Raw genomic sequence first — 24,872 nt, 5'->3', positions numbered from 1 at the left:
CATCCGCCAGGCAGTCTCCGCCCAGCGCTACCGCGAGCGCCACATCCAGCAGGATCTTGCCCGGATCATGCACCGCCCGCGGCTTGCGCCACGGCTCAAGTGCCTGTTGGGTGCCAGAAGTCCCATACTGGCGCTGAGCTGCGCATTTCGCCGGAGCATCGTGATCTTCGTCAGGCGGTGTCGCGGTACTGGTGGATCAGTCCGCCGAGAATGTCGCGTCATTGGATGCGCTGCGCCGGGAAGGGGGATGACGTCCGGGGCGTCGGCGGGAGCTCGAAGATCGAGGGCGCGGTGCGGCCTTCCGGTGTTGTGGTGCGTCGCATACTGGGCGAGGACGTGTCGGGCGTGCTGCTCGTTGTAGATGAGCATCCGGTCGGTGCACTCGGCTCGTACGCTGCGGATGAACCGCTCCGCGTGGGCGTTCATCCGCGGCGCCTGCGGCGCGGTCTTGAGGATCTTGATGTTGTCGCTGGTGAAGACGGTGTCGAAGGCCTGGGTGTAGCGGCTGTCACGGTCGCGCAGGAAGTAGCGGAAGTCGGCGGCTGGCTCGCCGAGGTCAGCCAGGAGGTTGCGGGCGAGCTGGGTGGCCCAGGCCGCGGTCGGGTGGGCGGTGACGCCGAGGATGTGCACCGTGCGGGTGCCGACCTCCATGACGGCGAACGCGTACAGCCTGGTCAAGCCCACGGTGTCAACGTGGAAGAAGTCTGCGGCGAGCAGGCCGGAGGCCTGGGCGCGCAGGAACTCGCGCCAAGTGGGCTCGGCGTCCGGGCCGCGTCGAGGTGCCGGGCCGAGTCCGGCGCCGCGCAGGATGCGGCGGATGGTGGAGGCGCCGACCCGGTGGCCGAGACGGCGCAGCTCGCCCTGGATGCGAGTCGAGCCCCAGGTGGGGTTCTCCCGGGCCAGGCGCAGGATCAGCGCCGTAAGCTCCTCGGATATCGGTGGTCGCCCGGTGCGTGCGGGTTTCTGTCGCCACTTCCAGCGGACCAGCCGGCGGTGCCAGTTCAGCAGCGTGCCGGGTGTGACCAGACGGTGCCGACGCAGTCGGCCCGGGATGTGCCGGGCGAGACCGGCGAGCACGGCACGCTCCGGCCAGGTCAGCCGCGGACATCCCCCGACCTGCCGGCGCAGCACCGCGACCTCGTTGCGCAAAGCGAGCAACTCGACATCCCTCGCCCGGTCGGTACGGGAGAGCAACAGCAGCAGGGCGAGGAGCCTGATGAAGATCAGGTAGAGCATGCGCAGCACCATGCCCGCTGAGCGTGCCACGCCCGCCGACCCTCGCAAAGTTCCAGCTCAGGACGTATACACGAGTTTCGGCACCCCACAGGGTCCTCGGACCGGGCGGCACGGAGGACACGGTCCCGGAGTCCTCCGCCTGACGCGCGCACTCTCCTGGCTCGCCGAGGTGATCTCCAGCACGCCTGGAACCGGGCCGCTGCTGGGCGCCGAGTTCCTCGCCGCCACGGCCGGCGACATGAGTCGCTACGGCAGCGCCGACCGCCTGGCCAGCCTCACCGGAGTCGCCCCCGTCCCCCGGGATTCGGGCACCATCAGCGGCAATCTCCACCGGCCTCGGCGCTACCACCGCGGCCTGCAACGCGTCTTCTACACGTCTGCGCTGATCAGCATCCGCAGCTCCGACGTGTCCCGCCGCTTCTACGAACGCAAGCGCGCCGAGGGCAAGCGGCACACCCAAGCCGTCCTCGCCCTGGCCCGGCGACGGGTGAACGTCCTGTGGGCCCTGATTCATGACGGACGGTCCTTCACACGTGAACTCCCAGTCACAGCAGCGGCTTGACAACGTCATTAGGAGGTGAGCACAGTGCGCTCCAGTGCCTGGACCAGGAGCTCCAGGGCCTCGATGACTCGTTCCCGGTCGGAACCCAGTCCTGCCAATACCTGGGCCTCCCGCTCCAGGTGGCGGGGGAATATCTTGTCGATGGCCGCCACGCCATCCTGGGAAATCGTCACTAGGGCACTGCGCTGGTCGGCCGGATTCGCCCGGCGGTCGATCAGACCCCGGCTCTCGAGTTTGGCCAGCATCTTGCTGACGGCAGCACGCGAAAGACCCATCCACTGCGCCAGCCGTCGCGCAATGACTGGCTCCTCCAAGTACCGGAGGAGAACCAGGACGTCCACCTCCGAGGGAGTGAGTTCGGAACTCTCGTACACCGGTTCCAAGGCGACCGCCAGCAGCGCTTGGGCCCGCTTGAGCGGACTCACGACGTGCATGGAGGACGTGTTGAGGTCCGGGCGGGCCAGCCACTTCTGGTTCAGTTCCGCGGGGCCAAGGGGGGACGGCTGGGTATCCATGAGGACATGTTAACGGGTTAACGAAATAATCTCGTGGGGTCTCTGAGGGCTGCCGCTTCGTGTGGCAGTGCCGCTCCCGGGCGCCTGCGGCACATGCGGCCGCCACGAGGGTGGCGGTTACACCTGGGCGCCGCTGCACGGCGGTGAGCAGCCCACAAGCCCCACGGGTACGCGATGGCGTCCCCGGACTGCCGTCGTTGCGGGACTGTGTCGGGCCGCGAGTCGTCAGCAGGGAAGACCATGCCGGTGAGCGGCGCCGGTGAGCAGCCGGACCAGGCGTGCCGTCCGTGGTGCACCCCGGATTTCGCGGCGCCCGGAGGATGTCGAGGATGTCCAGGATTTCCGCGATCCCCCTGATCGAGAGGTGCTGGACGGACGCAGGCCGCCCACTCCCGCTACCTCACTGCGAGCACATGGGACCCGAGCGGGCGGGCGATCGAGACGTTCTCCCCCGCTTCGACATTGCCGCGACGAGGACCAGGCCTGGCACACCGGCACTTCCTTCAACGGTTCCGGCTCGCAAGCAAGCCTTGCGGAAGCGTGGCCCAGCGGCGTGGTTGACACATCAAGCATGGTTGATCTGTCAACCACTTGGGGGTGTGCCAAAAGCACCACACCGAGGAGCGAAACCTTCCGCATCCAAGGAGGCAGAAACCATGACCGACACCACCAACGGCAAGCAGCCGTCCGTCCCGATCACCGGCGCCGGCAGCGGCCTGGGCCGGGACGTCACCCTCAAACTGGCCGCCAAGGGCTACCGGGTCTTCGGAACCGCCCTGACGGCAGACGAGGTCAGCGACCTGGACAAGGCCACCGACGGCGCAGCCGCCCTCTCCGTCGTCGACATCACCGACGAGGACGCGGTGCGCGCATGGGCGGCCAAGGTCACCGAGGAACTCGGCCACAACGGTCTGGACCTGCTCATCAGCAACGCCGGCATCCTCACCCCCGGCCCCCTCGAGGTCCTCCCGCTCGCCGCGGTCAAGCACGAGTTCGACGTCAACGTCTTCGGCGGACTGTCGGTCATCAACGCCCTCCTGCCCGCCCTGCGGGCCGCGCGCAGGCGGATCGTCCTCATCGGGGCGATGACCGGCCGCTTCCCCTCCCCTTCAACGGCCCTCCAGCGCCTCGAAGGCGAACCTCGAGGCGATCGCCGACATCTACCGCGCCGAGCTGAAGCCGTTCGGAGTCGACGTCGTCATGGCCCAGGCCGGCAACATGCGCACGTCGATGCCTGGCGGCGGACAGTGGATACGGCTCTGATCAACATTTCGGGATGCCTGAGCGTGACGGCCACTCAGGTCGATCATTGGCCGAGTGTTCTGTGCTCAGCTGATTGACCTGCTGCTTGCGCACCCGAAGCGCGCTGCGGTGGGAGACGTGAGAGTCGTCGTCCGGGGAGTAAGGATCATCGCTTCAGCAACGGCCGCCGGCTTCACCGCCTGGCTCCGACAACACCCGGAGCCGAGGCACCAGCACCGCGCTCCCCGTGGACAACGGCGCCTCGGCAGCCTGAAACGCCCCGGGCCGCCGGCCGATGACGGCTGCACTCAGTCGCTCGTGGCTGCGGAAGCACTGGGCCGCACGCCGGTGACCGCAACGACGGCTCCCACGACGCACAGCACCCCGGCGACCGAAGCCGCAGTGTGCACCCCGTTTATGAACGCGTGGCCGCTGCCCTCGATCACTGCGGCCTTCACCTGTACGGTCATGTGCGCAGAGACGGGCCACACCCCCAGGGCCACCGAGTCCTTGGCCCCGGCCAGGCCTGATGCGACCGGCCCCGGCACCCCGGCCGACGTCAGTTCGCCGACCAGGCCGGAGCCGACCCGGCTGCCGATGAGCGAGACGAGCACGGAGCCTCCCAGCGCGCCGCCCATCTGCAGCGCGGTGGTCAGCAGTCCGCCGGCCACACCCGCGTCCTTCACCGGCACGCTGCCAACGACGGCGCCGCCGGACGCGGTGACCATGCCGACGCCGAGTCCGAGCGCCGTGAAGGACGGCCACAGGGCGGCGTACGAGGAGTCGACGTCCAGTCCGAGCAGCCCGAAGGATGCACCGGCTTCGAGCAGCATGCCCAGGGGCAGGGTCAGTCGGGCGCCGAAGCGTTCGGTCAGGGTCGCGCCCAGCGGGGAAGCGACGATCGAGGCCACACTCAGTGGCATCATGCGCCATCCCGCCTCGACCGGGGTGTAGCCGCGAACGTTCTGCAGGTACAGCAGGACGAAGAAGATGGTCCCCAGCAGGACGAAGACGTTGATGGCGGTGACCAGTGTTCCGCTGGTCAGCGTCCGGCTGCGCAGCAGCCGCATCGGCACCAACGGATGACGGACGCGCGTCTCGTACCAACCGAAGAACAGCAGGACGGCCAGGCCCCCCACCATGCAGCCCACGGTCCCGCCTGCGGCCCAGCCCCAGGTCCCCCCGTTGACGACTCCGAACACCAGGACGGCCAGGCCGAGCGCAAGCAGGAGGACACCGGGGATGTCGAAGCCCTGCCCCCGTTTAGGGTTCTTGCTCCGCGGCAGCGCCAGCGCGCTCGCCACCAGTGCGAACGCACCGATGAGTCCGTTGATCCAGAAGACCGACTGCCAGGTGACGTTCTCGACGAGCAGCCCGCCGACGATCGGACCGAGCGGGACCGACGCGGAGGAGACCATGGCCCACACGCCGACTGCCACGCCGAGCTTCTTCCGAGGGAAGACGTCCCACAGCAGCCCCAGCGTGTTGGGCATGATCAGGGCGCCGAAGACCCCCTGGACGACGCGGAAGAAGATGACCCCCTCGATCGTCCGGGACAGGCCGATGGCGATCGAGGCGGCGACGAATCCGGCGACGCCGGTGATGTAGATGACGCGCCGGCCGAAGCGATCACCCAGCTTGCCGCCCAGGATCAGAGTGGCGGCCACAGCCAGCAGGTACGCGTTCGTCACCCACTGCAGGCCGGCGTTGGACGCGTTGAGGTCCCGCCCGATCTCCGGATTGACGATGGACACGACGCTGCCGTCGAGGCCGACCATGAACTGTCCCAACGCTACGGCGATCAGCGTCAGCCACAGGTGGGACCTGAGACCGGGAGGCAAGGCCGGCGGAGTGTGAGCGGGCAGTACGAAGCGGTCCACGGAAGCGGATGACATAGGAATCCCTGTCTTCATCATGTGCGGAGAGGAGATGTGCGAGCTTGGAGTCGGCCGCGCACCAGCACAGGCCCCCGTGCCGAATCGACCTGCCGGGAAGGGCTTGGTGAGTGACGTGAGCCGTCAGCGCCTCAGTCGGCGGCGTGCGGCCTGTAGCGGGTCAGCGAACAGGCGGCGATACCGGGCCCGTTCCTCGTCGCTTTAGCTCACCACGCGCTGGCGCTGCCGCTACGGCCAGAACCCCAGAACGGTCTGATCCAAACAATCAGCCACTGTCCACTGGCGGTTGGCGTGCAGCGCCCGCAAGGTGCCCACCTCTGCCGCCTGCTACCTGCCACCTGCCACCTGCCACCTGCCACCTGCCACCTGCACCAACGCTGGATTGCTGCTTGTCAGCCGACGCCTCAAGGGCCGCATCGGCGCTGGAATCCAGGTCCGTCACGGCTGGTCTTTCTCGGTGGAGCGATGTGGCGCAAATGGGGTTGTGTTACGGGCGGATGGTTGTGATGCTGCTGGGCGGCTGAATGGGGGTCGGAGTCAGGTCCATGGGGGATGCCTCCACGTCCTGCGGGCTTCCGCCCGTCCCGTCGGCGCTGCGGGTGCGCCCTCGACGGCGGTCGTTGCACCAGGCGATCGCGCACGCAACCAGGTACAACAGGCCAATGGGTGCGGCCAGCAGCAGCATGCTCAGGGGGTCCGTGCTGGGGGTGGCGACCGCGGCGAAGACGGCGATGCCCATGAACATGCCGCGCCACCAGCCGATCATCTGACGCGCAGTGATCACACCGCCGAGGTTCAACAGCACAAGCAGGAAGGGAAGTTCAAAGGACAGGCCGAAGACGACGACCATGCGGGTGGCCAGGTTGAGGTAGTCGTCGATGGGCAGGAGGTTGGTCGCTTTTTCGGGGGTGAAGGAGATCAGCACCCGCGCCGTGGTCGGCAGGAGCCAGTAGGCCATCGCGGCGCCGCACAAGAACAGGGGAACACCTGCCCCGAGGAGGGCTAGGGAGTACTTCCTTTCCTTGCGGTACAGGCCTGGTACGACGAAAGCCCACAGCTGGTAGAGCCACACCGGGCTCGCCACGACGACTCCCGCGGTGACCGACACCTTCAGTGCGAGGGTGAAGGGCGAGAGGAGGCCGTTGATGGAGATCAGGCCGCAGTGTGCCGCTTCAGTGGTGCCAGCCGGCCGGCCCGGAACGCAACCGGGCAGGGGATCGATGAGGAATGCGATCAGTTGTTTGTAGAAGAGGGCTGCGACGATCGTGGCGAGCAGGATTGCACCAACAGCCTTGATGAGGCGGTTTCGCAGCTCGCGCAGGTGCTCTCCCAGAGGCATCCGCGCAGCGTCGTGCGGTGTACGCGTGGGCATGGGCAGTCCCGGTGCCATCGAGTGCGGCATCTGCCGCACATGTTCTGTGTCGGTGGTGGTGGCGCGTCAACGCTGGTGAGCGTTGTCTGCCTCGGACGCTTGCGGGGCCGTGGGGCGGTCGTCGTGCGCCTGCTGGAGGGCGGAGGTGGTGGCCTGCCCGTCGGTGTGGGATTCGTCCGCGTCGCCCTGCCTCATCGCCTTGGTCTCGCTCTTGAGGATCCGCAGCGACTGCCCGAAGGAGCGGGCCATCTCGGGAAGACGCTTGGCGCCGAAGAGGAGGAGGACGACAGCGAGAATGACGAGGATCTCGGGTGCTCCGAGCCTGCCGAACATAGGTGGTTCCTTTCTGGAGGACTTAAGTACAGGAGCGGCGCTCCAGTACGGGTGATCTGACCGCAGGCGGATGTGGAGCCTGCCTTGGATACGCGTAGTTTGGTCAATCGGCCCAGATGGGGCGGGGACGCAGACGCCACGCGGACTGGCTTCGGCACGGCGGCGTGAAGTAGCCGTGGCACACGGTGTATGCGAGGCCGTCAGTGGTTCGTCGGGGTCCGCTGCGTTGTCTGCTGTTCGTGGTGGTGGTCAATGACCGCCGGGACCGGATCGGATCCGACGGACCTCTGCGGAGTTTCCGAGGTGTCCGCCACCAGGCCACCGAGCAATTCCCTTTCCCGGCCAGGGCCGGAGGCCGGCTCGGGCGGGTCAGGTCCTCGGCGCTCAGCAAGTGCTTGCGGGCAAGCGACTTCGGATTGAGGTCCTCCAAGGCCATGCCCTGCAACTCAGCGGGGAGTTCGGCGCGGATGTCGGCCTGAGCGCTCTGCAAGAACTCGCGCAGCCTGCGCATGTTTCTCGCGATATTCGACACCGTCGTGGGGAGTTTCTCGGGCCCGACCAGAATGACGGCCAGCACGAGCAGTGTCACAATTTCGAGCGGGCCGATGTCGAAGAACATGTACGGCTCCAGTATGGGCTGGTGAGGGTTGCGCTGCGGCCGGGCCGGCGGCGATGCACGGCCGCTTGCGCGGCCCAGCAGCCGCCGCTGCGGGTCGGCTGGGCCGGGCACAAGGGGTGGCCCAATGGCCTGTTGCCCGCATGTGACGGAGCCATGACGGGGCGCCGGCCGTCGTCCTTCCCGTCGGAACACCGACGGGAAGGACGACGACACCCGATCAAGCGATCCGGCCATTGACGAGCGAGAGAACGGGGAACTCGCGTACTTCCTGGGCGGAGGTCCCCAGCTGCCCGCAGACGACCAGGCGGCCAACTGGTCGGCCTCGTTCCTGTGAGCGAGACCGTGCTGACGCGCTCCCCGACACCAGATCCCGTTGCCCGCGGGTGGGGATATCAGCGGTGGCTGAGGAGCTGCTCTTCGAGGTCGAGGATGGCGCCGAACGCTCCGAAGTGCTCCTTGTTGATCTTCGCCACGCCCGGGATGGTGGCGGTGCGGGACCAGTCGCGCTGCAGTTCACCCATCACGGCATTCCAGGTGATGGGGACGACACCCTCATCCGCCATGCGCCGCACGGCCATGTCGTGGGCCTCGACGCTGGTGCCGCCCGAGGCGTCGGTGACGGCGTAGACCTCGTACCCCTCGTCCAGTGCGGCCAGGGCAGGGTAGGCCAGGCAGATCTCGGTCCACAGCGCGGCGATCACGATCTTCTTGGCGCCGGTCTTGCGTATGGCCTTGACGACGTTGGCGTCCTCCCAGGCGTTGAGCGTGGTGCGATCGTGTACCTCCTGGCCGGGGAAGACGTCGCGGATCTGGGGGATCAGCTTGCCGCCCCGCTCGGACAGGACGCTGGTCAGGACCGTCGGGACACCAAACACCTTGGCCGCCTTGGCGAGGCCCGTCACGTTGTTGATCACAGTCGTCGTGGGGTGACTGTTCACGCCCGCGAGGAGGGAAGGCTGATGGTCCACGAGCAAGAAGACCGAGTTCTTGGCGCTGATCGGATCCCAGTGCCGACGCCCGTTCGCACCGGCCGGGCTCGCACCCGCCGACCCGGCACCCGCGCCCGCGGCGTTCGCGGTGCCCGTTCCAGCGACCACGGCAGCCGCACCTGCGGCCGACGCCGCCAGAACCGAACGCCTGCTGGTGATACCAGACATGATGCATCTCCTGTGAAATGAGGAAGCCAGAGACTGCCGCCCCAATCAGGGCGACAGCACGACCATACTCCAGATTGTTAACCAGTCAACTACCAGTTGAATGTCGGTGATCTCGGCGAGCCCCTCCCCCGGCGCGCACCGAAGGTGCACCGACATCGCCGACCTGCAGTTCACTACCGACGGCTACGACCCGCTCACTGACAGTCGGCGAGCCTGCGACCGAGTCGCTTCCCGCCACCCCATCGCCGCGACGACGAGCAGGCCCGCGGCGACGGCATTCCTCGTCCGGGCTCGCCGTAACGCCTCGACCAGGGACTTTGACGCATCAACTAAATTCCGAGATGGTTGATACATCAACCATCGAGGGCCCGTCCAAGACGCCGCAAGCACCCAAGAGTGCTCCGGCAGAGCCAAACATGAGGACCCCCTCCGAATACCCCGTACCTCGGCGCCCGGCTGATCATGAATTTCCGGATCGCAGATCACGGCCATGGCTGCGGCCGCCTGGTTCGGCGGAATCGCAGGAGATGACTATGGGCAGGTGGATCAGGCGCGTCCCGATCGCTCTCGCTTCTGCAGCGATGGCGGGCGGAGCCTTCTCGGTGCCGGCGCCTCGGCGTCAGCGGCGACGGCTCCGGGACCGGCGGCGGACGTGACGGCTACCGCAACGACGCGTACGCAAGCGGTCGCCAGAGGGAACGGGACGACGGCCGGCACGCACACCGTGGCCGGCACACGGACGACGACCCTCGAGGTCACCATCATGGCCAGCACCACCACCGCAGGTGGGAAAAGCGGTGGGACGGTCACCACCTGTACGTCTGGAACGGGCACCGGTGGGTCGAGGTGACGTGGCGGCACGACGCCGGTGTCGACCGCTGGTACCTGGGCCAGTTCGTGTGGTGCGTGAACCACCGCTGATGCCGCTGCAGGCCCGAGCCGATGAGATCGCTTCCCCGTCGAACGGGATACACGCAGAGGCCGAGTGCGCTGTTTTCGTCCCCCGATCCTTCCGGCTGCACTGCCATGCCGCCATGTCCCATGCCGCGAAGCGCACCGGGAGCGATCGGAGTGCCGGGCGAACGGGGAATAGGAGAGTGAGGGACAGTGAGATCGGTCACGGTGCGCCGTCAGCACCAGCAGGACGCGTACGCCGAACTCATCCGCGCCGCCTGGTCCTACGTGGGGAGCACTGGGAAGGTGGTGCACCTGGTTCATCAACTGCATGGTTCCCGCGTCTCCAACGACCCGGACGTCATGTTCCGGACGGATCGGATGATGCGGAACCTGTCTGGCCGGTGCCTCGGCAAAGCCGATCTGGCTGCCGTCTTCGCTCCCGCCGAAATTCCGCGGTCCGTCGAACGCACCTTGGAGGTACTCGAACGCTTCTCGCCGACCTGGCACCAGGACATCAGCGACGCCGCAGAGCGCCGCCACCTCGACGGTCTGGCGCTCGCCGAAACCGTGGTGGCGCTCGAAGGCCCTGACCATCTCGCAGAGCTGGCCGAGCAGCTCAGCCGTCAAGCCGCCTCTGTTCAGCGCTGCTGGAGCCAGGTGGCGGTGGTCCCTTTCTATCGATTCGGGCCCATCGACAGTGACAAAGAAGGCCCGGCACGCCGGCCCGCGGTCAGGCGGGCAGTCGCGGCACGCTGTCGATCAGGCGGCGGGTGTAGGGGTGCGCCGGGTGGCCCAGCACCTGGGCGGTGTCGCCCTGCTCCACCACGTGGCCGTGCTCCAGTACGGCGGTCCGCTCGCACAGGGACGCCACGACCGACAGGTCGTGGGAGACCATCACAAGTGTCAGCCCCTGTTCCTGCTTGAGTTCCGCGAGCAGGTCGACGACCTTGACCCGGGTGGTGACGTCGAGTGCGCTGACGGGCTCATCGGCCAGCAGCACTCGTGGACGGCACACCGTGGCGCGGGCGATGGCGATCCGCTGACGCTGCCCTCCGGAGAACTCGTGCGGGTAGCGGTCCATCGTGTCGGCCGGGAGGCCGACCCGTTCCAGGGCCGCCGCCACCTTCGGCACGGCGGAGGACCGTGTGTCGATACCGAGGGAGCGCAACGGCTCCGCCACGACGGCACCCACGCGACGACGCGGGTCGAGCGAGGAGTACGGGTCCTGGAACACGCACTGCACGCTGCGCCGGAACCGGCGCATCTGCTCCCGGTCGCGCAGGGACAGGTCGGCACCGTCGAAGCGGACAGTCCCGGCGGTGGGCCGGGCCAGACCGAGCAGCAGACGCAGGAGCGTCGTCTTGCCCGCCCCCGACTCGCCGACGAGGGCAAGGCTGCGCCCCGCTTCGACGGCCAGCGAGATGTCCTGCACCGCGTCGACCGCGCTCCCCCGGTGGCGCAGCGCCACGTCTGTCAGTTCCAGTACGGGCGTCACCGCGGGCTCCTCAGATCCAGAGCGGCCTCCAGCGTCCGGGCGCTGGCCACGAGCGATTTGGTGTACTCCGCGCGCGGAGAGCGGACGAGGTCGTGGACGGTTCCCGTCTCGACCGCCCGGCCGTCCTTCATCACCAGAGCCCGGTCGGTCACCCGGGCCACGACGGCCAGGTCGTGGCTGACGAAGATCACCGCCATTCCCCGTTCCCGGACAAGGGTGTCGAGGAGATCCAGCATCTCCGCCTGCACCGACACGTCCAGCGCGGTGGTCGGCTCGTCCGCGATCAGAAGTCCTGGGTCGCAGGCCAAGGCCATCGCCAGGGCGACGCGCTGCCTCTGTCCGCCCGAGATTTCGTGCGGAAAGGCGCGGGCGACACGTTCGGGTTCCGGCAGCCGTACCTGTGCCAGCATGTCGCGGACGGCGTCGCGCAGCGCGGCGCCCCTGAGGCCCCTGCGTCTGGCGAAGGGCTCGGCGATCTGCCGGCCCACGCGCATCAACGGGTCGAGCGCGGTGAGAGGCTCCTGGAACACGACGGCGGCGTCCCGGCCGCGCACCGAAGTGAGCGCCCTTTCGGTCGCGCCGACGATCTGGGTGCCGGCGAGTTCGACGCTGCCGGTGGCGGTCATGCCACGGGGCAGCAGGCCGAGGACCGCCAGCGTGGTGAGCGACTTGCCGGACCCCGACTCGCCGATGAGGCCGAGCCGTTCACCACCGGCCACGCTGAAGGACAGGTCGTCGACCAGCACTCTGCCCTCGGCGGTCCGGACGGTCAGCCCGCGTACGTCCAGGAAGGTCATGAGCGCCTCCGACCGGTCGCCGGATCGAGGGTTTCCCGCAGGCCGTCGGCGATGAGATTGACGCCGACCACGAGCAGGACGAGCAGGATGCCGGGGGCGAGGGCGCCAGCGGGGGCGGTGGTGAAGGTGGCCTGGGCCTCCTGGAGCATGCGACCCCATGAGGCGTTAGGTGGTGGGGCGCCCAGCCCCAGGTACGACAGGCCCGCCTCGGCCAGCACGGCGAGCCCGAACTGCAGGGCCAGGTTGACCACGAGGGTGGGCCAGATGTTGGGCAGGACGTGTCCGAGCACGATGCGCGACCAGGACGTGCCAGAGGTGCGAGCGGCAGTGATGTAGTCCTGCGTCAGGACGCGTTTGACCAGGATGCGTGCCAGTCGGGCGACGACGGCGCTCTGCGCCAGACCGATGGCGAGGACAGCGGATCCCAGGGTCGCCGAACGCGCGGCGACGATGAGCATCGCGAGCAGCAGCGTCGGGAACGCGATCAGGATGTCGAGGAACGCGGAGAGCGTGTCGTCGAGCCAGCCCTGCGCGAACGCGGCGAGCACGCCGAGCACGATGCCAATGGTGGCGGCGATGAGCACGGACCCCAGGCCCGCCTCGACGGCGATCCGGGAGCCGATCACCACCTGGGTGAACAGGTCACGGCCCAACTTGTCGGTACCCAGCAGATGTCCCCCGCCCGGTCCCGTCAGCCGTCCGCCGGAGGTGTCGTCGGCGGGGTAGGGCAGCCAGAACAGGGAGACCACGGCGAGCAGCGCGATGAGGCCGGCGAGGACGGAGCCGACGACCAGCGTGGCGGAGACGCGGGAGCGGCGCCCGCCCTGTGGCGTCCCCGCGGGCCGCGCCGCTTCGAGTGTGTCGGCCGGAATCACCGGGCACCTCCCGAGAGCCGTCCCCGCAGCCGCGGGTCGATGATCCGCTGGAGCAGGTCCGCGGCGAAGCCGATGAGCAGCACACCGAGGGTGGAGACGAACAGCACGCCCTGGATGACCGGGTAGTCGTGCTGGGCGATGCCGGTGGCGAGCATCGAACCGAGACCCGGCAGGGCGTACACCGACTCCACGACGACCGCGCCGAGCAGGGTCGAGGCGAGCTCGATACCGAGGACGGAGATCACCGGCACGGAGGCGTTGCGCAGACCGTGCCGCCACATCGCGCGGCCGAACGACGATCCCAGGGCGCGGGCGGTGCGCAGATAGTCGCTGTCCACGACGTCGAGGGTCGCTGAGCGGACGTAGCGGATCAGGGACGCGCTCATCACCAGGGCGATGGTGACGACCGGGAGAACGAGGGAGCGGATCGCGTCCGCGGGCTCGGACCAGCCGTCCTGCGGGAATCCGCCCGCCGGAAGCCAGCCCGCGTTCAGCGCGAACACGGCGATGAGGATCATGCCGAGCCAGAACACCGGGACGGCGATGCCCAACTGCGACACACCGCTGAGCAGGGCGCCGTACCAGGTGTGGCGCTTGTGCGCGGCGACGAATCCGGCGGGCACGGCGATGAGGACGGCGAGCACGAAGGCGGCGAGGGTGAGCGGGACGGTGATGTTCAGCCGGGAGGCGACCTCGGGTCCGACCGGCAGCGAGCTGACGAAGGAGGTGCCGAGGTCACCGCTCGCCAGCTGCCCGAGCCAGTGGGTGAACTGCTCGGGCAGCGGCTTGTCGGAGCCGATGGCGTGCCGTGCCGCGGCGATCTGTTCGGGGCTCGCGCCCACCGCCGTGAGGGCGTTGGCCGGGTCACCGGGCAGCATGCGCAGCAGCACGAACAGCACCACGCTCGCGAGAGCCAGCGACACCACCAGGAAGACGAGCCGGCGCAGAAGGTAACGCGCCATCAGCCCTTCTTCTCGATGTCGTAGGCGTAGAACTGGGAGTTGAGGCCGTTGAGGGGGTAGCCCGACAGCTTGCTGCTCGCGACCACGATCTGCGGGTACAGGTACAGCCAGTCGCTGGCCGCGTCCTCGGCGGTCTTCTCGTTGACCTTCTTCAGCAGCGCGGTCTGCTCGGCCGTGCTGGACGCCTCCTCGGCCTGCTGCACCCACTGGGTGACCTGCTTGTTGTCGTAGCCCCAGTAGAAGTCGGGGTTCCCGTACCAGACGAGGTCGCGATCGTTGACGTGCTCCTGGAGCGTGGCGTTGAAGTCGTGGTTCTTGTAGACCTTCGTGTACCACTCGTCGGGCGTGATCGTGTTGATCGTGACGGTGATGCCGACCTTGGCAAGCTGGGACTTGATGAAGGTGGCGGCGGTGGGGTGCGGGTCGTAGTTCGGGGTGTCCAGCGTGAAGGCGAAGCCCTTGGCGTACCCGGCCTCGGCGAGCAACTGCTTCGCACGCGCCGGGTCGTAGGCGTTGACCTTGGTGAGGTCCTCGTACCACGGGTCGGTGGGCGGCACCATCGAACCGATGAGCTTGCCGTAGCCGCCCCAGACCGATTCCAGCAGCTTCTTGTCGTCGATGGCGGCGGACACGGCCTGGCGCACCTTGACGTCCGTGAAGGGCTTGGCCTTGTCGTTGAAGGCCAGCAGCAGCTTGGTGGTGGAGTTGCCGTCGTTGACCTTGTAGTTCTGGTTGCTCTTGAACTGGTCCAGGGTATCGGGCGACTGCTCGCTGGTGACCACGTCGACGGCGTTGGTCAGCAGCGCGTTGTTGAGGGCCGTGGCGTCCTTGTAGTAGTGGAAGACCACCTCTTTGCTCTTTGCGGCGTCGCCCCAGTAGCCGGCGAACCGGTCCAGGCTGAGCGCGGAACCACGGGTCCACTTGTCCAGCTTGTAGGGGCCGGTGCCGTCCTCGGTCGTCTTCAGGTTCTTGGCCTGGGAGTCGATGATCCAGACGTAGGAGAGGTTGTAGACGAAGGAGATCGACTTCTGGGACAGCGTGACCTTCACGGTCCGCGCGTCAGGGGTGGTGATGTCCTTGATGACCTCGAGGTTGCTCTTGCGTGCCGACTGGGAGTCGTCCGCGATGACCTTCTGCAAGCTGTACTTGACGTCCTGGCTGGTGAGCTCCTTGCCGCTGTGGAACTTCACGCCGTCGCGCAGGGTGAAGGTGTAGGTGAGACCGTCGCCGCTGACCTTGTAGTCCTTGGCGAGCAGCTCCTCCACTTTGCCGTTGTCGGTGAGCCTGAACAGCCCTTCGTAGACGTTGCCGTTGAGCGCCTCGGTCACGCCCTGGCCACCACCGGCGGTGTTGTCGAGGTTCTGCGGCTCGTACAGCGAGCCGATGCTGACGGTGGCGTTCTTGTCGTAGGTGCCGGACCCGGCGCTGCCACCCGCGCCGGAGCCACCGCAGGCCGTCACGGTCAGGGCGAGGGCGGCCGCGGTCGCGGTGCCGTACAGGGAGGTCTTCTTCAGGCTCATGATGAAGGGCGCTTTCGTGCTGCGGTACGGGGAGGCGGTCGACGGTCAGTGCTGCGCGGGGAAGCCGCCGCGGAAGACGGGAAGCTTCTCGCCGGCCTCGATGGGCAGGTGGAAGCGGTTCTGCCGCGGCGGCATCGGACAGTTGTACTGATCGGAGAAACCGCAGGGCGGCACGAAGGCGCGGTTGAAATCGAGCAGGACGCGGTGCTCGTCCTGCGTGCGCTGCACGAAGAGGAAGCGCCCGGCCCCGTAGGTGCTGACGCCGTTGGTGGGATCACCGAAGACGAGCAGGAGGGTGCCGTCGTCGTCGAAGGCGCTGAGGGTGTAGTCGCGGCCGTCGACGGCGAGGGTGATGTCCCCGGGGACGACGAGTTCCCGGGTGCCGCCGTTGTCCCGCAGGTGCTCGAAGGCGACCCGGCGAGCACCGGGCACGGGGGTGTAGGTCGCCTCGATCACCCAGACCGGGTCGTGAGGGAAGGCGTCGACCCGGTCGAAGTGGTGGATGGCGGGTGACTCGGCGTCCCACAGACGCAGGCCGTGCTCGGGCTCGCCGGTGACGAGGTCGGTCCGCTGGAGTGTGGTGACCGTCACAGTGTTCGGCTGGCCGGCGCGGCCCTCCTCCACATCGGGGCGTTCACCGGCGGGGAGCCAGCGGGTCTCGACCAGGGCGAGATTCCCGGTCGGCGACGTGAGCGAGCGATGGCGCTCGGCACGCCATGCGTGCCACTGGCCGACGGAGCCGCCGACGGGGCCGTCACTGGTGGGGTGGGACACGGTCGGACTCATTCGCTTGAAGGGATCGGCGGCCTCACGCCGCGAACGTCACGCAACGCGAAAGAGTGGCCAAAGCATGTTCTTTATCTTCCATAAGCGAATCTAATGTCAAACGGGTGTACACATCGTGAGACGGTCTATGGACGGCCTTCCGCGGCGAGAGGACCGAGGGCGACCAGGGACGGCGCCCGCGCCAGGCGCCCGGATGCACGCCGCTCCCGCATCCGGCCGGGCGACCGGCCCGTACGCGGCCCACCCGGACGACCGCCTCATGTCGCGTGACATCCATCACGCGACCGGTCCCCTCGCCGGGCCCGCCGGTCGAGCATGACACCTTGCCCCAGCCGGAAGGACCGCAGTATCACGCTGTGCTGACGGGTGTCCCGTGCCGAGCAAGTCGGCGCGCGCGGTCCGGGTCTGCGGCCGGCGTTTCGATCTGGTCCGGCTCGATGCCGTGTACCAGGCCGGCCAACGCCGCGAGAACATGTTCGGTGACATTCTCTGCCGTCATGCGGGCGACGTCGGGGTCTTCCCAGACCTCGGGGACTCCACGCTGCAGGCACCGCTCGACGGCATGGATCAACCGGTCTGCCCGCAGGCTGACCTCACGCGCGGCACGGGACACGAGACTGTCCGCAGGGAAGTCCACAAGACGACGTTACGCTGCACCGGCGTGTACAGCCCGTCAGGGTTCGGGGAGCGGGGCCCAGCGTGCGCACGGTCGGCGTGGAAGCCGCTCACCCAAGCGAGATCTCTTCATCGGGCAGCCGCCCGTCCCAGTAGCCGTCCATGAGTCGAGCAGTTCAGCAGGCTCGGCCAACACTCCGGCTGACCGCAACTCGGCCGTCGTCCACCAGCGGGCTTGCGGGGCGAGCGCGAAGCGGACAAACGGCGGCCAGACTTCTGTCGGTGGACTTCGAAAAGGCGTGAGATCAGAGCGCCGCGATGGCCTGCGGAGGCCGGCTGCGCATTGACAGTCGACGCCAACGACCGAAAACGAGCACACGGTACCGCGGCCCGCCCCTGACCCTGGTCGTCGCCGCCACAGGCCACCGAGAGCCAGTTCCTCGGACTCGCCGTGTACGCGGCGCAGCTCTCCGACGGTTTCCTGACTGCGCCTCAATTACTGGTGGCAGCAGTTCATTTGCCGCTTCGACCGGCAGGTACGTACCAACGTGTTACGCGCGTAAATTCTGCCTCCGGCTTCTTGTTCGCCGACCGCGGGGCACGGAATACTCCCGTCCGGAACTTGTCAGGGACACGCTGCTCTGCGAGGGCTCGTGTGCCGCCCTGACGGGTCTCCCTTGTCCCCACCCAGGAGGAACGAGTGAAGGTCAAGACCTCTCGCACCGCCAGACGCTCCGGGCTGATCGCCTTGGCGTCCGGGCTCCTCGCGGTGTCGCTCACCACGCCCACCGCCCAGGCCGCCCCCTCGGCCAAGGCCTCGCCCGAGGCCGCGGCCAAGCTCACCAAGACCCTCGGCACCACCTCGACGGCCGGCTCGTACTACGACGCCGAGACCAAGTCCGTGGTGGTCAACGTCACCACGCGGAAGGCCGCGGAGGCTGTCCGCGAGGCCGGTGCCGTGCCGAGGCTCGTCACCCACAGCTCAGCGCAGCTGGCCAAGGCCGGCGCCGCCACCAAGGCTGCCGACATCCCCGGCACCGCCTGGGCCGTCGACCCCAGGACCAACAAGCTCGTGGTGAGCGCCGACAGCAACGTCTCGCGCGCCGACCTCGCCGAGCTCAAGTCCGCCACCGCCTCCTACGGCGACGCGGTCACCGTCAAACGAGTCAGCGGCACCTTCAGGAAGCTGCTCAACGGCGGCACCGCCATCTACGCCGACGCCGGCTGGCGCTGCTCCGTCGGTTTCAACGTCCGCACCAGCAGCGGCGCCTACTACTTCCTGACCGCCGGTCACTGCACCGACGGTTACCCGAACTGGTACACCAACTCCGGCCTGAGCACCTACGTCGGCCCGACCATCGACTCCAGCTTCCCCACCAACGACTACGGCATCGTCCGCTACGACAACACCGGCGTCAGCCACCCCGGCACCGTCAACCTCTACAACGGCACCAGCCAGGACATCACGTCCGCCGCCAACGCCTACGTCGGCGAGTCGGTCAAGCGCAGCGGTTCCACCACCGGCGTGCACGGCGGGACCGTCCAAGCCCTCAACGCCACGGTCAACTACGGTGGCGGCGACGTCGTCTACGGCCTCATCCAGACCAACGTCTGCGCCGAGCCCGGCGACTCCGGCGGTTCGCTGTTCGACGGCACCAAGGCGATCGGTCTGACCTCCGGCGGCAGCGGCGACTGCACCTCCGGCGGTACGACCTTCTTCCAGCCGGTGACCGAGGCGCTGAGCGCGTACGGCGTCAGCGTGTACTAGGTCCTCCTCCCTCTCCCGAGCGTTGACGACGCACGTGTGACTGCCGCCCGGAAGGCGGCGGTCACACGTGTCAGGCCACGACGCCAAGGAGACGCTTCAGCCCACCACCGCAGGGCTCACCAGCCCTTGCGGCACTCAGCGAGCGGCGCACCTCGCACAGCCCAACGCATCGGCTCTCCGACGGGACGTCAGACATTAACTCCTGCGCCGCCACGGTCCCCTGGCAGCCGTCATCCGTGGCACGCAGATTGGCGGCCGGTCACCTGTCGTCCGCTTCCCGCGCCCTGGAGCCCCCATGAAGGCCTGGCGATCTCTCCGTGCCCTCCTGCTCACCGCGCTCGTCCCGGCCGCTCTCCTCACGGCCCCGGCCCCGGCCCACGCCGCACCCACCGGCGCCGACCTCGCCTACCGCTGGGCCCCCATCCACTACCAGGACACCTCGTCGGCGTACTACACCGCCGACCACACCTCCCCCGTCAACTACGACGGGGACTGGAGCACGCTGAACAACTGGGACCACCTCGACGCCTACGCCGGCCAGTTGAAGGGCACGGCGTACTACTCCGTGGTGGAGACCTCCACCCACTGGTACATCATCTACGCCTTCTACCACCCGCGTGACTGGAAGGACTATCCGCTCGACGTCCTCTCGCACGAGAACGACATGGAGGGCGTGCTGGAGGTCGTCCACAAGGACGGCAGCACCTACGGAAAGCTCCAGGCGGCCGTCACCCAGGCCCACAACGACTACTACTCCTACCTGCCTTCGGGCAGCCCCTTCACGGCCAACCGCGAAACCGTGGACGGCACACTGCTCATGCAGAGCACGACGGCGCTCCGCACCCGACGGTCTTCCAGGAGGCCCACGGCCACGGGATGTACAACTGGGACGGCAGCAGCTTCCCGGGCGGTGACGGCATCGTCTACCGTCCCAACCGCACCGGAGGGACGGTGCCGACCGGCGGAAACGACCGCTCCGCGGCGTACCAGCTGGTCGACATGTTCTCCTCCGGCGGCCTGTGGGAGCGCCGTTCCGCCAACCCGCCCTACGCCTCCTGGGGGACGTTCGCGGGCGACAACGGTGAGGACAACGCCACGCACACACCCTGGGCCTGGGACGACAGGGACGACGGCAGCGATCTGCAGGACGGCTCGATCGCGCCTGACCCCGCGTACCTGATCTCGCAGTACTTCGCCAACACCGCTCCGCTCAGCCTCACCTACACCCGCCACGCCTACCGGTCCTGACGGGCACACCGAAGAGAGGGCTCATGAACACTACAGCAGACTCCGGCCGAGGCCTGGACCGGCGTACCATGCTCCGCGGCGCGCTGGGCCTGACGGCCGCGCTCGGTACGGCGGCGACCGTCAGCCTCGGGTCGGCCTCCCGCGCCTCGGCCTACGGATGGACCCGCACTCTTCAGCAGGGCGACAGCGGCTCCGATGTGAAGGAGTTGCAGATCCGCGTCGGCGGCTGGGCCGTATCCAGCGCGCAGCAGACCTACGTTGCCTGGGACAGTGCCTTCGGTGCGGCCACCTACAACGCGGTCAGGCGGTTCCAGTCCGCGTACGGTCTCACGGCGGACGGCGTCGTCGGCCCGCAGACCCAGAGCGTGCTCAACAGTCTCGAAAGCAGCGACGGTTCCACCGCGCACTTCGACTGGAGCGAGTTCTACTCCCATGACGGGTCCGGCTTCAGCGGCGGGCAGGTGGGCGCCGCCGAGGTCAAGGAGAACGTGCGTCGGCTGATGTACAAGCTCGAGGCCGTACGCAAGAAGGCCGGCAACAGCGCGATCACGATCAACTCCGGTTTCCGCAGCGTCTCCTACAACGCCTCGGTGGGCGGCGCGTCCAACAGCATGCACGTCTACGGCGTCGCCGCGGACATCGTCGTCTCCGGACACACCACCCTCCAGGTGTACAGGATCGCTGAGACCTGCGGATTCTCCGGGCTCGAGGCCTACACCCACTCCTGGCAGCACGTGGACAGCCGCGTCCAGTACCCCTCCTACGGCTCCGGTTCCTGGTGGTGGGAGAGCGGCGCCGTGTGACCTCCCTCCGCCCACACGCGTCGACCCGCCCCGCTCTTCAGAGGAGTTGACGAATCTTGAAGTTCTGCGCCAAGGCCCTCACCATGGCGGCCACCGTGGTCACCGCGGTCGCCCTGCAGCAGTCCGCTGCCAGGGCCGACGTCCCGCCGCAGCACGCGGTCATCGTGTGCCAGACCGCCAGCTTCTACGCCAACTACGACAGCGCCTCGGGCCCCACCGGCTATCTGCGCACCCTCACCTACGGCAACAAGGTCGGCCACACCCAGGGCGTGCACCCTGTCTACAACGGCTGGGCCGCCACCTTCGACTACGGCCCCAACGACTGGGGCTACGTGCGCATCGAGTGCATCGGCGGCTACGACTCCTGGTGAGCCGTGACAGCCCCGTGTCCCCCGCAACGACAGGGAAAGGAAAGCCGATGTCCGCACTCCGAGCCGGCCGTGCGGCCGCCGTCGTCACCGCGGTGAGCGCCGCGGTACTGATCGGCGCCTGGCCCGCCATCGCGTACTCGAACGGCACCGTGGGTGTCCGGGAGACCGTGTGCGCCAGTGACCTTGTCCCGCGTGAAAACCCTGGTTCGGGCTGTTGATCAGGCCGTTTGTCTGCCTGCCGTCAGGCTGCTTGCTGGTACTCGTTGATGAGGCCGCCGAGTAGTTGAGTGCGACGGACGCGGCCTCCCAAGGGGATGACAGGTGCCGTGTGTCCGGTCTCTGCGGCTTGAGGAGGTCGTTGGTGAAGGGATTGGTGGGGGCGGTGCCGGTTGTAGTGGTCGGTGTAGGTGTTCAGGACGGCGCGCAGGTGCCGTTCGTTCATGATGAGCAGGCGGTCGGTGCACTCGCGGCGGACGGTGCCGACCCAGCGTTCCGCGAAGGCGTTTGCCTTCGGCGATCTCGGCGGGGAAAGTAGCACCTGCACGCCCGCGTCGGCGAGCACGGCGTCGAAGGCGTCGGAGAACTTCCCGTCCCGGTCGCGCAGTAAGAACCGGAACCGGTCCACCCGATCTTCGAAGTCCATCATCAAGTTCCTCACCTGCTGGGTCACCCAGTCCCGGTTCGGGTGCGCGCTGATGCCGAGGACGTGCACTCGGCGCGTTGCGACCTCCATGACGAACAGCACGTACAGCCGCCGGCAGAACGCGGTATCCACATGGAAGAAGTCGCAGGCCAGCAGTCCCGAAGCCTGGGCGCGTAGGAAGGAGGCCCAGGCGTCGTGAGCCCGCTGGGGCGCGGGCGGAATGTAGCCCTGACGCAGTACTGACCGGACGGTGGCGGCGCAGACCGTGATGCCCAACCGGGCCAGCTCTCCCTGCACTCTGCGGTGTCCCCACAACGGGTTCTCCCGCGCGAGACGCAGGATCAGCTCCCGCGTCTCCACCGATATCGGCGGCCGACCCGGCCTCTTGTGAGGGTAGGTCCACCTGTCGGCGATCAGCTCCCGGTGCCAGCGCAGCAGCGTCGCGGGGGTAACGAAGAAGCTGCTCCAGCTCTGCCTGGGCAGCAGACGCGACAGGGCCGCCAGCAGGACCCGATCGGCCGGTTCCAACTTGGGTTGGCCGACTCGGCGTTGGAGTACAGCGAGCTGGTGCCGAAGGACCAGCAGTTCAACATCTTTTGCCGCATTGCCCAGGAACCTGAGGCCTGCCAGCTCCAGAGACCTGCGCGTCAGCAGGTAGATCCATGACCACCGCATGGATCCCGATCATGCCCCGGTCTACTACCCCCCTCGCAGCGAAACGCCCTGATCAGTGTCCGAACCCAGGTTTTCACGCGGGACAGGCTGCGGCGGGCTGGCATCCACCGCTGCCGGGTCGGCTCGTCGCCGTCCAACTCCCCCACTGCGGGCACGTGGGCGGCGGCCCGGTCGTAGAACCGTTCGCCTTGGCTCCCGGCCCCGCCGACAGGCGTTGCAATGCCTGGGGCGGGGCCTGGGAGAAGAAGTTGTCGCTGCGAACCCATTCGATACTTGATGGATTGATCAGTATCGAATCTCGACGAGGCGCCCTTCTGTATCCGGCTCGGGCACCTCCGGAATGCGGTTCGCTGTCCCGAGCGCGATCCGGTGCGCCGACCAGGCCGCGACAGCGGCGTCGAGTACGTCGTCCACTGGAATGCGGTCCGCCTCACCAAGCTCGTCGGGGAGCACGAGGCCGGCCTCGGCCAGCAGGGAGCGGCGCAAGTTCTGGCCGCGCCAGGTCTTCTTGGCGTAGGCCAGCGGCACTCCGCCGGCCAAGGCGTAGAAGGACACCTCGGGGTGCACCTCGTGGACCCGCTCATCGGCGAGCCAACACGCCCGCGCCTCAAGCAGCTTCGGCCTCAGCGCCCACGCCTGCTGGCTCAGCCGATTACCGGTGAGCTCCTGGCATCGGCCGGCGGCCGCCCTGTAGTCCTGCTCCTGCCACGCCATTCTTGGCGCTATGGGGAAAACGCTGCTGCGCCGCACCCCGAGCAGCGCCCTGGCCGCGAGATCTGCCGCACGCCAGCCCTTGTCGACCAGGCCCAACGGCATGTCCACCGCGATCGCATCCACCTCGGCGGCGCGCTCGATCAGCCTCTCGAGCCGGGGATCCACCAGGCTGCCCGCGTACGCGCCGTCCGTGAGCCTGATCCCGACCCACCCCTGCTTACCACAGGCGTCGGCTCCAAGGACGTCCATCCCACCCACCCCTCGCGCACAAGCCCAAGCCGCAACGTAGCAACACCCACGGCCCCAGAGACCGCGGGTAGAAGATATTGGACACTACACATAGTAGCCAACCCGTCGCGATGCGCGAGGAACGGGCGTCAAGGTCAGGGCGGGCGGCACCCTGGAGGAGAAGGTGTGACGGCGGGAGGAGGCGTGATGCGCACCAGCGACGAGATCTATCACCGGATCCGCTGGGACCCGCGGTTCGATCCGGCCCGGTTCGTGCTGGGGATCAGCCAGCGCGGGGATGCCTGCAAGCGCATCTCGCTGACTTCCTTCGTGCCGGGAGGCGACATCCCGTGGCACCGGGTGGTGTTCATCGAGGCGGACGGCGAGGTGGTCTGGGACCGGACCACGGGAATGGACCGCATCGACGCGTCCGGCGCCGGCCGGGTGCGGGACCCGCAAGCGGACCTGAGTTTCGGCAGGGGCGCACCTGCCGACGCCCTCGGCGTGTCCCCAACAGCCCGCACGGCGGTGGCCTGGATCCCGCCCGCGGAGCTGTGGCCGCCGATCCAGGACATCCGCCGGGACTACGATCCCCAGATCCACCGCTGGCCACCGCACGTCAACGTCCTGCACGGCTTCGTGCCGGAGGCCGACTTCGAGCGGGCTGCCCCGCTGCTCGCCGCGGCGACGGCCGAGACGCCGGTCTTCACCGCCCGGCTGGACGGGGTGTGCACCTTCCGGCACAGGGAGTACGTCACCGTGTGGCTCGACCCGACGGCGGGCGGCGAGGCGCCGTGGACGGACCTGCACCGCGCGCTGCGGCGGCGGTTCCCGCGCTGTCGTGGGGCCGCCGAGAACTTCACCCCGCATCTGTCCCTGGGCCGGACCCGCGATCCGCGCCGAGTCAGCGCCGACTGCGCCACCCGGCTCGACGCCATGACGGCGACGGTCTGGGAACTGGTCCTGCTCTCGCGCAGGGGCCACGGGCCGATGCGGCCACGGGCCACGATCGCCCTGCGCACGGGCGAAATCCGCCGGTTGCCCGCACCCGGCCTCGAAGCGCCGGACCCGGAGGACACGGCATGGCTCTCCGAGATCACCGACAGGTGAGGCCATGGCCAGGTGGGGCAAGACGCCGCCGGGGATTTCAGGTCGTAAGGGACCAGCCCACCGGCCGGCCACCGTCACCTGACGTGTGGCCGGAGCCACCCCAGGACTGCCGTTGGTGCTGAGCACAGCCAGGATCTCCTCGACGCTCTGCTTGGCGGCACGGATCACCGAGCGGGCCTGGGCGAGCATCTCGGCCGCCTCCGCGGCCGGCAACGGCGCTGGGCCGGGGTCGATGCCTCAGCAGTGGGCGTACTCGTGCGGACGCAGCAACATGGCTACGGCCATCGCCGGGAGCATGAGCAGGTGGCCCCACAGCATCAGGGCACCGGCGTCGATGAGCTTGAGTGCCAGCGGTACGAACAGCGCCAGGAAGGGCAGGTACATGGCCGCACCCATCTCGGCGATGGGCCGCCAACGGTGGCCGCGGAACTTCA

The 24,872-nt window shown here is 68.3% G+C and carries 23 protein-coding genes and 2 pseudogenes; 8 read left to right on the top strand and 17 right to left on the bottom strand.

Annotated features, from left to right (window positions below; all coding sequences use genetic code 11):
* Positions 1 to 327: 327 nt before the first annotated feature.
* Positions 328 to 1,236, bottom strand: a pseudogene (locus ACIBJF_RS44340) (helix-turn-helix domain-containing protein); the annotation flags it as partial.
* A 163-nt stretch (positions 1,237 to 1,399) separates the two neighbouring features.
* Here ACIBJF_RS44340 and ACIBJF_RS44335 point away from each other — a divergent pair.
* Positions 1,400 to 1,798: pseudogene (locus ACIBJF_RS44335) on the top strand (transposase); the annotation flags it as partial.
* 8 nt (positions 1,799 to 1,806) lie between these two features.
* On the opposite strand, the gene ACIBJF_RS44330 reads toward ACIBJF_RS44335, so the two are convergent.
* The gene (locus ACIBJF_RS44330) at positions 1,807 to 2,313 is read right to left on the bottom strand and encodes a MarR family winged helix-turn-helix transcriptional regulator (protein WP_399182962.1); all 507 of its coding nucleotides are present in this window, start codon (positions 2,311 to 2,313) and stop codon (positions 1,807 to 1,809) included.
* A gap of 656 nt (positions 2,314 to 2,969) precedes the next feature.
* On the opposite strand from ACIBJF_RS44330, the gene ACIBJF_RS44325 reads away from it, so the two are divergent.
* Positions 2,970 to 3,653: an SDR family NAD(P)-dependent oxidoreductase gene (locus ACIBJF_RS44325; RefSeq protein WP_399182961.1), complete on the top strand. Its 684-nt coding sequence runs from the start codon at positions 2,970 to 2,972 to the stop codon at positions 3,651 to 3,653.
* A 210-nt stretch (positions 3,654 to 3,863) separates the two neighbouring features.
* Here ACIBJF_RS44325 and ACIBJF_RS44320 read toward each other — a convergent pair whose 3' ends face one another.
* The 12 genes from ACIBJF_RS44320 to ACIBJF_RS44265 form a co-directional block, all read right to left on the bottom strand.
* Entirely contained in the window at positions 3,864 to 5,450 is a 1,587-nt protein-coding gene (locus ACIBJF_RS44320) for an MFS transporter (RefSeq protein ID WP_399182959.1), read from the bottom strand.
* A 487-nt stretch (positions 5,451 to 5,937) separates the two neighbouring features.
* Entirely contained in the window at positions 5,938 to 6,789 is an 852-nt protein-coding gene (gene tatC / locus ACIBJF_RS44315; protein ID WP_399182957.1) for a twin-arginine translocase subunit TatC, read from the bottom strand.
* A 99-nt stretch (positions 6,790 to 6,888) separates the two neighbouring features.
* Positions 6,889 to 7,155: a Sec-independent protein translocase subunit TatA gene (gene tatA / locus ACIBJF_RS44310; RefSeq protein WP_399182955.1), complete on the bottom strand. Its 267-nt coding sequence runs from the start codon at positions 7,153 to 7,155 to the stop codon at positions 6,889 to 6,891.
* Positions 7,156 to 7,258: 103 nt separating this feature from the next.
* Entirely contained in the window at positions 7,259 to 7,774 is a 516-nt protein-coding gene (locus ACIBJF_RS44305) for a hypothetical protein (RefSeq protein ID WP_399182953.1), read from the bottom strand.
* A gap of 392 nt (positions 7,775 to 8,166) precedes the next feature.
* Complete coding sequence (locus ACIBJF_RS44300; RefSeq protein ID WP_399182964.1) at positions 8,167 to 8,772, bottom strand: hydrolase; 606 nt, start codon at positions 8,770 to 8,772, stop codon at positions 8,167 to 8,169.
* Positions 8,773 to 10,558: 1,786 nt separating this feature from the next.
* Positions 10,559 to 11,323, bottom strand: coding sequence for an ABC transporter ATP-binding protein (locus tag ACIBJF_RS44295; protein WP_399182951.1), 765 nt, complete (start codon positions 11,321 to 11,323; stop codon positions 10,559 to 10,561).
* A complete protein-coding gene (locus ACIBJF_RS44290) occupies positions 11,320 to 12,120 on the bottom strand; it encodes an ATP-binding cassette domain-containing protein (protein WP_399182949.1) in 801 nt (266 codons plus the stop codon). The genes ACIBJF_RS44295 and ACIBJF_RS44290 overlap by 4 nt, the downstream gene beginning before the upstream one ends.
* Positions 12,117 to 12,995 (bottom strand): ABC transporter permease, encoded by an 879-nt coding sequence (locus ACIBJF_RS44285; protein WP_399182948.1) that lies wholly within the window; start codon positions 12,993 to 12,995, stop codon positions 12,117 to 12,119. The genes ACIBJF_RS44290 and ACIBJF_RS44285 overlap by 4 nt, the downstream gene beginning before the upstream one ends.
* Positions 12,992 to 13,957: an ABC transporter permease gene (locus tag ACIBJF_RS44280; RefSeq protein ID WP_356109477.1), complete on the bottom strand. Its 966-nt coding sequence runs from the start codon at positions 13,955 to 13,957 to the stop codon at positions 12,992 to 12,994. The genes ACIBJF_RS44285 and ACIBJF_RS44280 overlap by 4 nt, the downstream gene beginning before the upstream one ends.
* Positions 13,957 to 15,477, bottom strand: coding sequence for an ABC transporter substrate-binding protein (locus tag ACIBJF_RS44275; RefSeq protein WP_399182946.1), 1,521 nt, complete (start codon positions 15,475 to 15,477; stop codon positions 13,957 to 13,959). The genes ACIBJF_RS44280 and ACIBJF_RS44275 overlap by 1 nt, the downstream gene beginning before the upstream one ends.
* Before the next feature lie 45 nt (positions 15,478 to 15,522).
* Positions 15,523 to 16,263 (bottom strand): DUF1684 domain-containing protein, encoded by a 741-nt coding sequence (locus ACIBJF_RS44270; protein ID WP_399182944.1) that lies wholly within the window; start codon positions 16,261 to 16,263, stop codon positions 15,523 to 15,525.
* Between the two features lie 349 nt (positions 16,264 to 16,612).
* Positions 16,613 to 16,900, bottom strand: a complete 288-nt coding sequence (locus tag ACIBJF_RS44265) for a hypothetical protein (RefSeq protein WP_399182942.1) — start codon at positions 16,898 to 16,900, stop codon at positions 16,613 to 16,615.
* Between the two features lie 678 nt (positions 16,901 to 17,578).
* Between ACIBJF_RS44265 and ACIBJF_RS44260 the strand changes: the two genes are divergently transcribed.
* The 5 genes from ACIBJF_RS44260 to ACIBJF_RS44240 all read left to right on the top strand — a co-directional run bounded on the left by ACIBJF_RS44260 (position 17,579) and on the right by ACIBJF_RS44240 (position 21,286).
* Positions 17,579 to 18,646 (top strand): S1 family peptidase, encoded by a 1,068-nt coding sequence (locus tag ACIBJF_RS44260; protein WP_399182940.1) that lies wholly within the window; start codon positions 17,579 to 17,581, stop codon positions 18,644 to 18,646.
* 876 nt (positions 18,647 to 19,522) lie between these two features.
* Positions 19,523 to 19,894 carry a hypothetical protein gene (locus ACIBJF_RS44255; protein ID WP_399182939.1) on the top strand — a complete coding sequence of 124 codons (372 nt, stop codon included), beginning with the start codon at positions 19,523 to 19,525 and terminating at the stop codon, positions 19,892 to 19,894.
* Between the two features lie 23 nt (positions 19,895 to 19,917).
* The gene (locus ACIBJF_RS44250) at positions 19,918 to 20,697 is read left to right on the top strand and encodes a D-Ala-D-Ala carboxypeptidase family metallohydrolase (protein WP_399182937.1); all 780 of its coding nucleotides are present in this window, start codon (positions 19,918 to 19,920) and stop codon (positions 20,695 to 20,697) included.
* Between the two features lie 56 nt (positions 20,698 to 20,753).
* Positions 20,754 to 21,068, top strand: coding sequence for a hypothetical protein (locus ACIBJF_RS44245; RefSeq protein WP_399182935.1), 315 nt, complete (start codon positions 20,754 to 20,756; stop codon positions 21,066 to 21,068).
* 47 nt (positions 21,069 to 21,115) lie between these two features.
* A complete protein-coding gene (locus tag ACIBJF_RS44240; RefSeq protein WP_399182933.1) occupies positions 21,116 to 21,286 on the top strand; it encodes a hypothetical protein in 171 nt (56 codons plus the stop codon).
* A 23-nt stretch (positions 21,287 to 21,309) separates the two neighbouring features.
* Here ACIBJF_RS44240 and ACIBJF_RS44235 read toward each other — a convergent pair whose 3' ends face one another.
* Together ACIBJF_RS44235 and ACIBJF_RS44230 are read right to left on the bottom strand one after the other, a co-directional pair.
* A complete protein-coding gene (locus tag ACIBJF_RS44235) occupies positions 21,310 to 22,239 on the bottom strand; it encodes a transposase (RefSeq protein ID WP_399182931.1) in 930 nt (309 codons plus the stop codon).
* Positions 22,240 to 22,671: 432 nt separating this feature from the next.
* A complete protein-coding gene (locus tag ACIBJF_RS44230; RefSeq protein WP_399182929.1) occupies positions 22,672 to 23,349 on the bottom strand; it encodes a DUF429 domain-containing protein in 678 nt (225 codons plus the stop codon).
* A 186-nt stretch (positions 23,350 to 23,535) separates the two neighbouring features.
* Between ACIBJF_RS44230 and ACIBJF_RS44225 the strand changes: the two genes are divergently transcribed.
* A complete protein-coding gene (locus ACIBJF_RS44225) occupies positions 23,536 to 24,438 on the top strand; it encodes an RNA repair domain-containing protein (RefSeq protein WP_351811712.1) in 903 nt (300 codons plus the stop codon).
* A gap of 237 nt (positions 24,439 to 24,675) precedes the next feature.
* On the opposite strand, the gene ACIBJF_RS44220 is transcribed toward ACIBJF_RS44225, so the two are convergent.
* Positions 24,676 to 24,872, bottom strand: a 197-nt coding sequence (locus ACIBJF_RS44220) for a hypothetical protein (RefSeq protein ID WP_399182927.1), incomplete at its 5' end; no start/stop codon positions are given.

Origin of the sequence: Streptomyces sp. NPDC050743 (genome assembly GCF_044456925.1) — a bacterium.
Lineage (GTDB): Bacteria > Actinomycetota > Actinomycetes > Streptomycetales > Streptomycetaceae > Streptomyces.
The sequence above is the reverse complement of the archived record's forward strand: the minus strand, read 5'-3'. Positions and strand labels throughout refer to the sequence as shown.